Origin of the sequence: Paraburkholderia adhaesiva (genome assembly GCF_021390575.1) — a bacterium.
GTDB classification, from domain to species: domain Bacteria; phylum Pseudomonadota; class Gammaproteobacteria; order Burkholderiales; family Burkholderiaceae; genus Paraburkholderia; species Paraburkholderia adhaesiva.
In genome coordinates this window covers 2360811-2373745 of record NZ_JAJEJQ010000001.1, presented here as the reverse complement: position 1 = coordinate 2373745, position 12935 = coordinate 2360811, and the positions used below count along the sequence as shown (strand labels likewise).

Below are 12935 nucleotides of genomic sequence, written 5' to 3'. Positions count from 1 at the left end.
CATTCCACGAGCGCGGCTGCATCGGCGGTAAATCAGGGAACGAATCGGCGGCGCCGGCGCATCGGATTGACGTCCTTGAGCGACGGCGATTCCGATAGAATCTCGGACAAAGCATGGATACCCGGCCGGCAGGACAATGAAACGAATTCTGATTATCAAGGTGACCTCGCTCGGCGACATCGTGGAGGCGTTGCCCGTAGTAGCCGACATTCAGCGCGCTTTTCCGGGCGTGAAAGTCGACTGGGCGTCGGACGAGGCGTTTGCCGATATCGTGCGCTGGAACGCGGGTGTCGACCGCGTGCTGTTCGCGCCGCTGCGTCGCTTCAAGAAGTCGCGCAGCTGGAACGATCTGAAGGCGATTGCAGCCTCGATCGGCGAACTGCGCGCCGAGCGCTACGACGCTATCATCGATATTCACGGTGTCTACAAAAGCGCCATCATCGCGTGGCTCGCGCGTTCGAAGCGGTGCTATGGCTATCTCGCGCAGGACCTTGGCGAGCGCGGCGCGGCCTTCGCCTACAACGGCCGCTTCGGGCCGCGCCCGAAGTGCGATGCGTGGCTCGGCATGCGTATCAGCGCGGGGGAGGCGCTCGGCTACACCGTCGATACGCCGCCCGACTTCAACATGCGTATTCCGCGTGACGGCGACGCGCTGCCCGCACCCGACAGCCCCACCGCGATGATCTTCCACGCGACGTCGAAGGAAGAGAAGAAGTGGCCGGTTGCGCACTGGGGTGAGGTGTGCCGCGAACTGCAAGCGCGCGGCTTGCGCATCGAACTGCCGTGGGGCTCGGACGTCGAGCGCGCAACGGCGCTCGAGATCGCCGACCTCGTGCCTGGCGCTATCGTTCTGCCGCGCCTTTCCGTCAAGCAGGTGGCGCAGCGCATCGAGGACGTGGCGCTCGTCGTCGGCACCGATACCGGCTTCGTCCACCTCGCCCATGCGCTGCTCAAGCCGACCGTCATGATCTTCGTCGCGACGCCGGCGGAACATCTCGGCGTGCGTGCGCCGGGGCGTTCGGTTTCCATCGGCGATGGTAATCACGTGCCGCCCGTGAAGGTCGCGATCGACGCGGTCGATTCAGTCTACCCGCCGCGTAGCAACGCTTCAGCCGACGGCTCGGTTGCCTCGGCTGCCTGAGCGCCTCTTGGTCTGACGTGGCCTCGGGCAAGTGCACGAGGCCACGCTGTGCAGCGGCACGTCTCGCCGTGCCGCCTCGCGCGCAAATTTCCGTTTACCGATTTGTTAAAAGTGTCGCCGCGAATTGGCGAATCTTCCGCGCGGGGCACCGCAGCGGGCCGCGCCGCTTCGGCTGTAACAGGTTCCACACGGCCGCTTACAAATTGCAACGCCTGGCGAGCGCACTGTCGTGTCCAATCGAAACCGTCCAAAGGCCACTCACTAAACGGCCGGACTACAGACATTGACTCGACGGGAGAATGAAGTGAAACGACTGACGCTTACCCTCATTGCAGGTGCATTGCTCGCGGCGTCGCTGAGCGGGTGCATTGTATTGCCGCCGGGAGGCTACTACGGTGGCGGCTACCATCACGATCGTGGCTACTATTGATCGGCGGTTCGGGAGGGAGAATGCGGTGTGAACGCTGCGATGGGGATGCCGCTCAGGCGAGCAGCATTTCTATCGCGACGACGGCGGCGATTGCCGCGGCATTCGCCGCAATCGCCTCGACTATCACGGCGCGCCAGCTCGTGGTGCGCAACCGGAAAGCCAGCACGAGCGAAATGCCCAAGGCGAGCGCCATCATCAGGACAATGTCTGCGTTGCTCAGATGAATGTTCATCATCATCGGCTCCCAGGAGCGGGTAGAGCAGGGTTGGCTAGCTGGAATGACTGACCTGTTGTTCCGAGTATAGCCACGCACTGGGCAAGGTCAAAACGGACAAAAAAGCGCAGACAAAAAAAAGCGGAGCCCGTCAGACGGGCTCCGCTTTTTTGCGCTTATGAGGGCGTTTTGTATTACATCAGCGAGCGGTGACGCGTTTCGCGCATGGTCAGGACGCCGAACAGGCTCACGGCGGCCGCAATGGAAACGTAAGCGCCAACCCACGAGAGCCCGCCGCGCGCGGCGAGCACCTGGGCAATATACGGCGCCACCGAAGCGCCGAGAATGCCGCCCAGGTTATACGCGACGCCCGCGCCGGTGTAGCGAACACTGGTCGGGAAGAGTTCCGGCAACAGCGCTCCCATCGGCGCGAACGTGGCGCCCATCAGGAACAGCTGGATCACGAGGAACAGCAGCACGAGCGGCAGTGAGCCGCTACCGAGCAGCGGTTCCATCGTGAAGCCCGAGAGGATCGCAGCGATACAGCCGACGATCAGCACCGGCTTGCGGCCGAAGCGGTCGCTCGCCCACGCGGAAAGCGGCGTCGCGAGGCCCATGAACACGACCGCGATGCAGAGCATGCCGAGGAAGCTCGGACGCGGGATGTGCAGCGCCGTTACGCCGTGCGAGAGCGAGAACACCGTCGCGTTGTAGAAGAGCGTGTAGCAGACGACCATCGCCAGTGCGCCTTGCAGCGTCGGCCACCAGTGCTGCGAGAGCAGCGTGGCGACCGGGACGCGCACGCGTTCTTCGCGTTCGACCGCGGCCTTGAACGCCGGGGTTTCGGCGATCTTCAGACGCACATAGAGGCCGATCGCGACCAGCACCGCCGAGACGATGAACGGAACGCGCCAGCCCCAGTCGCGGAATTGCTGATCCGAGAGCGTCGAGGCAAGTCCGAAGAAGAGCCCGTTCGAGGCGAGAAAACCCACCGATGGCCCAAGTTGCGGGAACATGCCGAACCAGCCGCGCTTGCCTTGCGGCGCGTATTCGGTGGCGAGCAGTGCTGCGCCGCCCCATTCGCCGCCGAGACCGATGCCTTGTCCGAAACGCAAAATGCACAGCAGGACAGGTGCAACGCTGCCGATCGCGTCGTAGCCGGGCACGAAGCCGATCAACGTCGTGGAGAGGCCCATGACGAGCAGCGAGGCGACGAGCGTCGACTTGCGGCCAATGCGGTCGCCGAAATGGCCAAACACGAACGAGCCGATCGGCCGCGCAATGAATGCGATGCCGAATGTGACGAACGCTGCCAGCGCCTGCGCGGTCGCCGAACCGCGCGGGAAAAACACCGGCCCGATCACGAGTGCGGCGGCCGTTGCGTACACATAAAAGTCATAGAACTCGATCGCCGTGCCGATAAAGCTCGCGAAGATCACTCGCGAGGTACTTTGCTGTCGCGATGCGTCCGATTGGTCGGCGCGCACGGGCGAAATCGGTGAGGTGGACATCGTAGGGTCTCCAGTCGTTGTGACGCGCGACGTCGCCATGGGGCGGCGTACGGTTCTTTCTAAGTGGCATCAGGCCGGCAGCCTGGGACGGGACGTCCCGGCGCACGTTGCCGGTCATTGGCCGATCGTTATCGGTGATCTGCAACGATTCGTCAGCATGCAGCGCGCGAGCCGGGTTATGCGCTCGCGATCAGAACGGCGCACCGGCGCCAGGGTGGGCGCATGTGCAGCCGATGTCCGTCGAGGCGAGGCGGGTGGCGCGCGTCGACGAACGAAGCCGGGCGGGGCCGGCCAGGGGATATCAAAAAATTATAACGACCGTGCTGCGAATGCAGCAAGGCGTCGCACGGGCGGGGTGATACGGATTGTCCGGTGCGTCAGCCGTGGCTCAGTCGTAATTCTGGGCCTGTGGCGATGCTAGCGTGCGCAACTGGAATTTGCCGTCGTCGTTGAAGAGCCAGTCCTCGAACAGTTCAAGCTGTCCGCGCCCATCGACGAGCCGCGCGGGCGGCGCAGGCAGCGGCGCTGCGCGGCGCAGTGTTGAGAGCGCGGTGGCTTCGGAATCGTTGTCGCCGTTGGAGCGATAGACGGACGATTTCACGATCTGACCGTCGCGGTCGACTACAAACGACACGACCACGAGCGAGCGCAGCATTGGCTGCGGCGTGCCGTGCAGGACATAGGACGGATTGCGTTCGAGGATGCGCCGAGCGACCGCTTCGCGATACTGGTCGAGCGTATAGCTGTTGATGGCTGCGGGGGGAACAGTGGCAACCGGACGAGGCGGCGGCGTGATCGTGCAGGCGTTTGCGATTAGCAGGAGCAAAACGGGCCCGACGCGCCGCAGTGCGAGGGCGCACAATGCGGCGGGGCCGCGGGGCGGACGGATGCTACGGATCATCGTCGAGCAAGCTCGGAGGCGAGTCCAGATTCGAGCTTAGTCGATACGCTGCGGGATGCAATCCGCAGTGCCCCTGCGCCGGGCGACAAACCGGCGGCGCGGAACACGCGAGGAAACCGGCAGGCTTACTCGAGCGCGAATTGCGAGCAGGAATCGCCCGAGTTGGTTGCGCAGGCGTCGTACGTGAACTCGCCGCTCTTCAGGACCAGTTCCTTGCCTTGCTGAACATCCAGGCGAAGATCGGGCGAGCTTTCCCAGGCGATGTAGCTGCTACACATGACGGCAGACAGAACTACGAGCGAAAACGCAAATTTTTCAAGAAGTTGGTAGCGGTGCGGCATGGTGACGATTCCCCTGAACGGGGGAGATTCTATCGCAATATCAGGGTTTGTACCTACTCTCTGAGCTTGGCGACTAGCCGTCTTGCCCGGATTGTTGCGTTTGCGCTCCTGACTGGCTCATCGTTAGCGCATGCGTGGGTATGACGCCGGCTGCCGGGTGCCTGCCCGGCGTTCACCCGGTCATTGCCGGCCGACGCGAAAGGTCTGTGGCCGGAAATTGTCTTGCAGGTGCGCAGGCGTGGCCTCCATCGCTCGACGCTGTGCATCTGCGAACATCTCGCGCAGTCGTTGCCGCTCGGTGTCGGTCAGATGCGCGGCGGCTGCCGGTATCGTGAGCACCAGTTGCAGCGTAAGGTCGCCGCGCGAGCCGTGACGGTCCGCAAGCCCAAGCCCGGGCAAACGGATTGCGGTGCCCGAGTGCGCGTTCGGCGGGATCGTTAGTTCCTGCATGCGTCCCAGGATTTTCACTTCGACGCTGCCACCAAGCGTGGCAGTCACGAAGTCGACCTCGATCTCGCAGGTGAGATCGAGTCCGCTTCGACTGAAGCCCGAGCCGCAGACAATGGCGACCGAGAAAATCGCGTCGCCCGATGGGCCGCCATTTACCCCGGGGTGACCGCCGCCTTCGACCACAAGACGCTGGCCGTCCCACGCGCCCCGCGGAATCGGTACGATTTCAGACTTGCGCCAGGTTCTGATGCCCGTGCCGAGACATCGGGCGCACTGCAAGCCACCTTTCTCTCTCTCGCATGGATGACACGGTCCCTTCACCGGGTAGCTCGCTTCGACGCCGCCACCGTCGATGGCGACTTCGAGCGGCACGAAGAGTTCGACCAGACAGTTCGAGCCACGCATCGGTGGCGACCTGCGAGTTTCGCGCGGGGAGGGAGATTCGCTGCGATGCCCGTTCGGTTCGGGCGTCGGGGTTGCCGATGAGGCGTCGCGCTTGCCGGTGAGAATCTCGAACGCTTCCTGAATGAGCTTGAATACCGGCTCGACTGCCGCTTCGCGCCCCTTGTTGCGATCGGGGTGGTACTTCGCTCTCAGTCGCCGGTACGCGCGTTTGACCTCCGCCGATGTTGCAGTGCACGGCAGTTTCAGTCGCCTGTAGTATTCGTCGAAGCTCAAGCGGTTTCCTGGTTTTTATCTTTCGGGTCGGACAGTGGCGCTTCCCGCGTTCCGGCCTTGTCTGCGTGATGTTGAGGTTGCGGTATTCCGCGTGATGTCGAGGCCGACTTCGAAGCGCCGCGATTTTCTCACGATACGCAGTATGGCATTTGCCTGCCCATTCCCTTCGACGGAAAAGCCTTGTTCTGGCACATCAATTTCCCGAATTAACTGCCGGGAAGCATGCGTATTGCTTTTGGTTTCGCAACAACTCGTGTGGTTTTGGCGTTGCAACATCTGTTTGATCTGGCAACGAATTCCGTGCCGATAGCGGTTTGGCGGCGTGTTCGCGCTAACCGCAATGGATGCATTCAGACCGCCGCCGGGTCGATGAAGTCAACATCGTCCGAATAAGGCTGCACAACCCCTAAAGTCTGCGCGCGATATGCCGATAGTGACGATAAGCCGGGTCATATACATTTTTTTGTTTGGGATTTTGTTGGTTTGATATCAGGCGGCGTGTGCAGAAGGCTGTCGTGGTTATCGCGGTTTCGTTTCTGTTCGGTGGCGCTGGATTGGCAAACGAGTGCTTGTGAAATGAATCAGAAGTCACCGGTCGGACAAGCGTCGTCGATGCAAAAATAGAGGAGGTTAAAATCAGATAATTGGTTTGATATCCTGAGTAATTAAAATTTACCGATAGATCACTCGATTTCTTCACTTCGTACAGCAATACTGTCGAGAAAGATCTGCTTCTGATCCCAAGATTTTCAGGACGGGTTGCCCGCCAGGTCAGGCATGATCGGAAATGCGGATGAAGATGAGGCTATGCGGCGTGCCACCAATCTTGCTCGACATCGTTGGCAGGATGGCTCGCCATGGTGGTTCCTCGCCTCTCGCTGAAATCCGTCTGAAACGCCCGTTAGAGACGTTTCACAATATCTTGCCTACCTGGATATCCCCAAATGAATAAAAGACCAATTTCACTGACCATCTTCGCGTGGTTGTCTATCGTCATGAGTCTGCTGTCAGTGCTCAACGCGTTGCACACGCTAAACAATTCAGCATCCATGGATCTTCTATCCAGCGGCATCACCCGGTTACCTGCGCGGGCGACAATCGCTATCGGGATCGTTACCAACGCCATTTACTTCGTGCTGGGAATTGCGATCCTCAAGCGGCGCGCGTGGGCACGCACCGCCTATGTGGTGATTTTAGTGCTCGGACTCATCCTGTCGCTGATTATCTCGAAGCCGGGGATGTACGCCATGATTGTGCCTGGCATCCTGCTTGCCGCGTTGATCGCCTACCTGCTGTATCGTCGGCCCGCGACTGACTATTTTCACGGGCCGAGTATATGAGCACGGTACGCAACGTAGTCGCGATCATGCTGTTCGTGCTTGCGGGCTTATGCCTGACCGTTGCGCAGATGGCGGCTTTCATTGATGTCGGCCATCCGGCAGCGTTGTACGCAGTGAGCTGCGCGGCGTTCGTGTTTTCAGCCGTACTGCTTGTCGTGGGTGCGTTTGCCGGTACGTTTCGTCCTCGAGCCCGAAGCGTGGGCATTGTATTGATCACGGTGACTGCAATTGCTGTATTCACGGTGCTCACTTGGGTATCGATCCTGCTTTCGCCGACGATGGTTGATATGTTCTCGACTCAGGGCATAGACCTATCGATGTCAATGTTTCACGCAGCGCCGGGTTTCGTGGCGATAGCAGTTACGGGGCTCTCTGGCATTTGGCTTGTGCGGCGACGCTAATGCGCAAATGGAGCCGTCAATCGCAAGGGGCGAATCTGGCGAGCTTCCTCTTTTCGCTCAAAGGCAGCCCCGTTCACCGACACGCCATAGCCGCCCTAGCGTCGGACATCGAGGAAGCAGTCTCCAGCGTGCAGAGCCCCGCATCCTGAATTCCGACCTGGAGTCGTCACCAGGTGCGGGGCACGCCTCGGCGACTAGGGCCGCCTCTAATGCCCCGGCAAACTTCCCTCATCCTCGTAACCGGGAAGCGAAAGCTCGCTACCAGACACGAATACCACGTTCCTCATGTGGAAGCCGTCAGCCTTCAGCCTTGCCGCGGTTTCGTCTGTCGCCTCTGTCAGCTTCGTCAAGGCTTCGCGATATGCAAAGAACTTGGCGACCCTCGCCGCGGCAGTAGGTGTACGCGAAAGTGGTTTCTGTCTGTCCAGTGGTGACCCTCGCCTTGCGCGGCCAACATAAACGGATTCTTGATAATAGCAACGGCCTCGGGCGGTATCGACTATTCGCTCGATGATGGGCTAATCATAATGGGCCGGAAAAAACAAAAACCCCGCAAGCCATTGAGCTTGCGGGGTTCTATCGGTCTTTTCTGGCGGAGGCGGTGAGATTCGAACTCACGGAAGGGTTACCCCTTCGCCGGTTTTCAAGACCGGTGCATTCAACCACTCTGCCACACCTCCGGAGCGGCGCATTGTAACCCAAAAGGGCCAATCGTCGGCACTACGCCTGCCGACTCACTCCGCGTCTTTGAGAAACAGCCCCTGCAGATCGTTCAAGAAGCGCTGGCCGAGTTCGGTCGGCGCGATGTTCTCGAAGTCGCGCGTGATAAGCCCGCGTCGCTCGGCCTCCTGAAGCGCAGGTTCTATCGAAGTCATGGACATCCCCGTGCGTTCGATGAAGCTATGCACCGGAAAACCTTCGACGAGCCGCAGCGTGTTCAGCATGAACTCGAACGGCAGATCTCGCGGACCGACCTCGCGCTCTTCCTGCACCGGCGAGCCCGCGCGCGCCTGTTCGATGAACGTCGCAGGATGCTTGTAGCGCGCCTGGCGCACGATGCGGTTCGGGAACGACAGCTTCGTGTGGGCGCCCGCGCCAATGCCGAGGTAGTCGCCAAAACGCCAGTAGTTGAGGTTGTGGCGGCTCTGCCGGCCCGGCTTGGCGTAGGCGGACACCTCGTAGTGCTGATAACCCGCTTCGGCCGTGCGCGCGTGGATCCAGTCCTGCATGTCGGCGGACTGGTCGTCGTCGGGCAGCGGTGGCGGAAACTTCGCAAACAGCGTGTTCGGCTCGAGCGTCAAGTGATAGAGCGACAGATGCGGTGGCGCGAACGACAACGCGGTCTCGATGTCGGCGCGGCATTCCGCGAGCGTCTGCTGCGGCAGCGCGAACATGAGGTCGAGATTGAAGTTGTCGAAGTGCATCGCCGCCACTTCGACGGCGTCGCGCGCTTGCGCCGCATCGTGAATCCGTCCGAGCGCCTTGAGGTGTCCCTCGTTGAAGCTCTGGATGCCCACCGACAGCCGGTTCACGCCGCTCGCGCGAAACTGCGCGAACTTCGCTGCTTCGAATGTGCCTGGGTTTGCCTCGAGCGTGATTTCGGCGTCGGCGTCGAGCGGCAGCAGTGCACGCACGTCCGAGAGCAGCCGGTCGAGTCCGGCCGCGGACAGCAGGCTCGGCGTCCCTCCACCGATGAACACCGTATGCACCTGGCGGCCCCAGACGAGCGGCAGCGCCTGCTCGAGGTCGGCACGCAGTGCATCGAGGTAATCGTCTTCGGGAAAGCGCTCGCCTTTCCACTCATGCGAGTTGAAGTCGCAGTACGGGCACTTGCGCACGCACCACGGGAAATGCACGTAGAGGGCGAGCGGCGGCAGCGAGGTCAGGCGGATGCCGCCGGGCATCGAGAACGCCTGGATCACACGATTGCCGGTTTGATGCGCGTTGCTCACGCGTCCTCCTTGAGCCGCGCGAGCAGGTGCGCAAGCGCGATCGCGCGATGGCTCGATGCGTTCTTCACGGCCGGATCGAGTTCGGCGGCGCTCGCCTTCAGGTCCGGAAGGTAGAAGTAGGGGTCATAGCCGAAACCGTTCGCGCCGCGTGGCGCGTCGAGCACGACGCCGCGCCAGCGTCCCTCGGCGATAAGCGGCTCGGGATCGTCGGGGTGACGCACGAGCGCGAGGACGCAGTAGTAGTACGCGCGGCGGTCCGTATGTTCTTTAAGCATCTCGACGAGCCGCGCGTTGTTCGCCGCGTCGCTCTTTTCGCCGCCCGCAAGCTGCGCGTAGCGCGCCGAATAGACGCCCGGCGCGCCGCGCAGCGCACGCACGCACAGGCCGGAGTCGTCGGCGAGCGCCGGCAGGCCGGTCAGCTTCGACGCATGGCGCGCCTTCGCGAGCGCGTTTTCGACGAAGGTCGGATGCGGCTCGTCCGCCTCGGGCACGTTGAACTGGCCCTGCGGCAGGAGTTCAATGCCGGCCGTTGCGAACAGCGCCGCGAACTCGCGCAGCTTGCCCGCATTGTTCGAAGCGAGCACGACGCGCGCGAGCGCGTCGCGAGCCATGTCGCCGGTGTCAGACATGCGTGATCTCCAGCGCAGCCTTCTGCTTTTCGACGAGCGAGCGAATGCCGCTCTGCGCGAGGTCGAGCAGCGCGTCCATTTCGGCGCGCGAGAACGGCGTGCCTTCCGCGGTGCCCTGGACTTCGACCATGCCGCCCGAGCCCGTCATCACGACGTTCATGTCGGTGTCGCACTGCGAGTCTTCGGCGTAGTCGAGATCGAGCACGGGCACGCCTTCGTACACGCCGACGGAGATCGCCGCGACGTAGTCAGTGATCGGCGAGCGCTCGATGCGGCCCATCGCGAGCAGTTTCGACACCGCGTCGTGCGCCGCAACGAACGCGCCCGTGATGCTGGCGGTGCGCGTGCCGCCGTCGGCCTGGATGACGTCGCAGTCGATGTTGATCGTGCGCGCGCCGAGCGTTTCGAGGTCGAACACTGCGCGCAGTGCGCGGCCGATCAGGCGCTGGATTTCCTGGGTGCGCCCGGTCTGCTTGCCACGCGCGGCTTCGCGGTCGCTGCGCGTGTGCGTCGCGCGCGGCAACATGCCGTACTCGGCCGTGAGCCAGCCCTGGCCCTTGTCGCGCAGGAACGGCGGCACGCTTTCGGAGACGCTCGCGGTGCACAGCACCTTCGTATCGCCGAACTCGACGAGCACCGAACCTTCGGCGTACTTCGTATAGTGGCGGGTGATGCGGACGTCGCGAAGCAGGTCGGCCGGGCGGCCGCTCGGGCGCTGGAGGGTTTGGGTCATCGTAGAGGCGTGCGCGCGGGCACGGTTGGCAGGGGAAACGCTAATTTTACCGCCTGCAGCGAGGTGTGCGTGGGGCGGCGCATGCGCGACGGCGCGGGCAGCCGCGCAAGAAAGGAAAAGAGGGCGGCACCGAGGCGGTGTCCGGGGCGTCTGCGCCCCCAAAAATGGGATAATGTGATCTCTCCGCCCCGCGTCATCTCTTATACGCCGGGCGCCTCGATCCTTCCGCCGTGTTCCGCGCACTTCTCCGCGCGAAGCCACGGCCTTATCGCGAGACGAACCATGATTTACAGCATGACTGGCTACGCAAGCGCCACGCGCGAGCTTGTAGCGGCATCAGGCACGGGCGGTGTGAGCGTGTCCGTCGAATTGCGTACCGTCAATTCGCGGTTTCTCGATCTGAATTTCCGCATGCCCGAAGACGTGCGCGTCTGCGAGCCCACGTTGCGCGAGATGCTGATGACGAAGCTCTCACGCGGCAAGGTCGACATTCGCATCAACGTGCAGCGCAGCGAGCAGGGCGCGAATGCGGGTGCACTGAACCGCGATGTGCTCGATCAACTCGCCACGCTCGAACGCGCAGTGCTCGAAGCATTCCCGCAATCGGGCCATCTGCGTACGGGCGAGATCCTGCGCTGGCCTGGTGTGCTGGCTGAAAGCGAAATCGCGCCCGAAGTGTTGCGCGACGCGGTGCTCGGTTGCGGCAAGCAGGCCATTGCCGATCTCATCGACGTACGCGCGCGCGAAGGCGCGCAACTGGCAGGCATGCTGCTCGCGAACGTGGCCGAAATGGAAGCGATCGTCGCGAAGATCACGCCGCTCGTGCCCGAGCTGATCGTGAAGCATCAGCAGAAGATCGTCGAACGTCTGCAGGAGGCGCTCGGCATCGTCGCGCCTGAAGCGAACGGCAGTCCCACGATCGGTGGCGTCTCGCGCGAGGAAATCAACGAGCGCATCCGCCAGGAAGTGACGATGTACGGCATCCGCATCGACATCGCCGAAGAACTTTCGCGTCTCACGGCGCATCTGAACGAAACGCGTCACGTGATCGAGAAGGGCGGCAGGGTCGGCAAACGGCTCGACTTCATGATGCAGGAGCTCAACCGCGAGGCGAACACGCTCGGCTCGAAGGCGGCGGCTAAGGAACTCGCCGATGCGTCGATGACGCTCAAGCTCCTCATCGAACAGATGCGCGAGCAAGTCCAGAATCTCGAGTGAAGGAAGGAATGAACATGACCGCAACCGGACATCCCGGCGAAGCGAAACCGCGCAATCCGTACGCGGGCGTCTATCCGGGCAACCTCTTCATGGTGGTGGCCCCGTCGGGCGCAGGCAAGTCGACGCTCGTGAACGCGCTGCTTGCCGCGGACAGCGCGATCCGCCTGTCGATTTCGTACACGACGCGCGCGCCGCGCTCGAAGGAGCGCGACGGTGAGCACTATCACTTCACGAGCGTCGACGACTTCCTCAAGCGTCACGCCGAAGGCGAGTTCCTCGAAAGCGCCGAAGTGCACGGCAACTACTACGCGACGTCGCGTGTGTGGATCGAAGATCAGATGAAAATCGGCCATGACGTGCTGCTCGAAATCGACTGGCAGGGCGCGCAGCAGGTGAAGCAGCGCTTCCACAATGCGGTGGAGATTTTCATCCTGCCGCCGTCGCTCGATGCGCTCGCCGATCGCCTGAGAAAGCGCGGCGAAGATGAACCGAACGTCATCACGCGGCGGCTTCTTGCAGCCGGTAGCGAGATGGCGCATGCGAGCGATGCGGAGTACGTCGTGATCAACGAAAACTTCGACACGGCGCTACAGGAATTGCGCAACGTAGTGACAGCTACTCGTCTGCGTTTCGCGTCGCAATACGCGCGTCATACTGAGCTCTTCGTGGAGCTCGGCATACACCACCCTCAGCCCGGGTCATCGGGCACATAAGGTAGAATGAGAATCTGCTGAGAAAGAGAAGGAAACCGACATGGCCCGCATCACCGTCGAAGACTGTTTGAAACAGATTCCGAACCGCTTCGAACTGGCGCTCGCCGCGACGTATCGCGCGCGCCAGCTCGCACAAGGTCACACGCCGAAGATCGAGAGCCGCGACAAGCCGACCGTTGTCGCGCTGCGCGAGATCGCGTCTGGCCAGGTCGGCCTGGAAATGCTGAAAAAGGTGCCCGTTTAACGGCACCTCGACCGCATTCCTGGTCAGACTAAGTAGTAC

15 protein-coding genes and 1 tRNA gene are annotated in these 12935 nt (G+C 62.3%); 7 read left to right on the top strand and 9 right to left on the bottom strand.

Going from position 1 to position 12935, the window contains the following annotated elements:
* The first annotated feature begins 136 nt into the window (after positions 1–136).
* Both waaC and L0U80_RS31495 read left to right on the top strand, forming a co-directional pair.
* Complete coding sequence (gene waaC, locus L0U80_RS10760; RefSeq protein WP_233863988.1) at positions 137–1141, top strand: lipopolysaccharide heptosyltransferase I; 1005 nt, start codon at positions 137–139, stop codon at positions 1139–1141.
* 304 nt (positions 1142–1445) lie between these two features.
* Complete coding sequence (locus tag L0U80_RS31495) at positions 1446–1571, top strand: hypothetical protein (RefSeq protein WP_267954833.1); 126 nt, start codon at positions 1446–1448, stop codon at positions 1569–1571.
* 52 nt (positions 1572–1623) lie between these two features.
* On the opposite strand, the gene L0U80_RS10755 is transcribed toward L0U80_RS31495, so the two are convergent.
* From L0U80_RS10755 to L0U80_RS10735, 5 genes are all read right to left on the bottom strand, one after another.
* Positions 1624–1803: a hypothetical protein gene (locus L0U80_RS10755; RefSeq protein ID WP_233865862.1), complete on the bottom strand. Its 180-nt coding sequence runs from the start codon at positions 1801–1803 to the stop codon at positions 1624–1626.
* 176 nt (positions 1804–1979) lie between these two features.
* A complete protein-coding gene (locus L0U80_RS10750) occupies positions 1980–3296 on the bottom strand; it encodes an MFS transporter (protein ID WP_233863987.1) in 1317 nt (438 codons plus the stop codon).
* A gap of 388 nt (positions 3297–3684) precedes the next feature.
* A complete protein-coding gene (locus tag L0U80_RS10745) occupies positions 3685–4197 on the bottom strand; it encodes a TonB family protein (RefSeq protein ID WP_233863986.1) in 513 nt (170 codons plus the stop codon).
* Positions 4198–4322: 125 nt separating this feature from the next.
* Complete coding sequence (locus L0U80_RS10740; RefSeq protein ID WP_233863985.1) at positions 4323–4538, bottom strand: hypothetical protein; 216 nt, start codon at positions 4536–4538, stop codon at positions 4323–4325.
* Between the two features lie 180 nt (positions 4539–4718).
* Positions 4719–5666, bottom strand: coding sequence for a DnaJ C-terminal domain-containing protein (locus L0U80_RS10735; RefSeq protein ID WP_233863984.1), 948 nt, complete (start codon positions 5664–5666; stop codon positions 4719–4721).
* A gap of 944 nt (positions 5667–6610) precedes the next feature.
* Here L0U80_RS10735 and L0U80_RS10730 point away from each other — a divergent pair.
* Together L0U80_RS10730 and L0U80_RS10725 are read left to right on the top strand one after the other, a co-directional pair.
* The gene (locus L0U80_RS10730) at positions 6611–7006 is read left to right on the top strand and encodes a hypothetical protein (RefSeq protein WP_233863983.1); all 396 of its coding nucleotides are present in this window, start codon (positions 6611–6613) and stop codon (positions 7004–7006) included.
* The gene (locus L0U80_RS10725; RefSeq protein WP_233863982.1) at positions 7003–7407 is read left to right on the top strand and encodes a hypothetical protein; all 405 of its coding nucleotides are present in this window, start codon (positions 7003–7005) and stop codon (positions 7405–7407) included. Before L0U80_RS10730 ends, L0U80_RS10725 begins: the two co-directional genes overlap by 4 nt.
* Positions 7408–7997: 590 nt before the next feature.
* Here L0U80_RS10725 and L0U80_RS10720 read toward each other — a convergent pair.
* The 4 genes from L0U80_RS10720 to rph all read right to left on the bottom strand — a co-directional run bounded on the left by L0U80_RS10720 (position 7998) and on the right by rph (position 10721).
* Positions 7998–8087: transfer RNA gene (locus tag L0U80_RS10720), tRNA-Ser, on the bottom strand.
* A gap of 54 nt (positions 8088–8141) precedes the next feature.
* A complete protein-coding gene (hemW, locus tag L0U80_RS10715) occupies positions 8142–9359 on the bottom strand; it encodes a radical SAM family heme chaperone HemW (protein WP_233863981.1) in 1218 nt (405 codons plus the stop codon).
* Positions 9356–9988 carry an RdgB/HAM1 family non-canonical purine NTP pyrophosphatase gene (rdgB, locus tag L0U80_RS10710; RefSeq protein WP_233863980.1) on the bottom strand — a complete coding sequence of 211 codons (633 nt, stop codon included), beginning with the start codon at positions 9986–9988 and terminating at the stop codon, positions 9356–9358. Before rdgB ends, hemW begins: the two co-directional genes overlap by 4 nt.
* Entirely contained in the window at positions 9981–10721 is a 741-nt protein-coding gene (gene rph, locus L0U80_RS10705) for a ribonuclease PH (RefSeq protein ID WP_233863979.1), read from the bottom strand. The genes rdgB and rph overlap by 8 nt, the downstream gene beginning before the upstream one ends.
* Positions 10722–11003: 282 nt before the next feature.
* Here rph and L0U80_RS10700 point away from each other — a divergent pair, with 282 nt between their 5' ends.
* From L0U80_RS10700 to rpoZ, 3 genes are read left to right on the top strand one after another with little or no spacing between them, the layout of a single operon-like run.
* A complete protein-coding gene (locus L0U80_RS10700; RefSeq protein WP_233863978.1) occupies positions 11004–11939 on the top strand; it encodes a YicC/YloC family endoribonuclease in 936 nt (311 codons plus the stop codon).
* 14 nt (positions 11940–11953) lie between these two features.
* Positions 11954–12652 carry a guanylate kinase gene (gene gmk, locus L0U80_RS10695; protein ID WP_233863977.1) on the top strand — a complete coding sequence of 233 codons (699 nt, stop codon included), beginning with the start codon at positions 11954–11956 and terminating at the stop codon, positions 12650–12652.
* Positions 12653–12692: 40 nt separating this feature from the next.
* Positions 12693–12896, top strand: coding sequence for a DNA-directed RNA polymerase subunit omega (gene rpoZ, locus L0U80_RS10690; protein WP_027817423.1), 204 nt, complete (start codon positions 12693–12695; stop codon positions 12894–12896).
* Positions 12897–12935 lie beyond the last annotated feature (39 nt).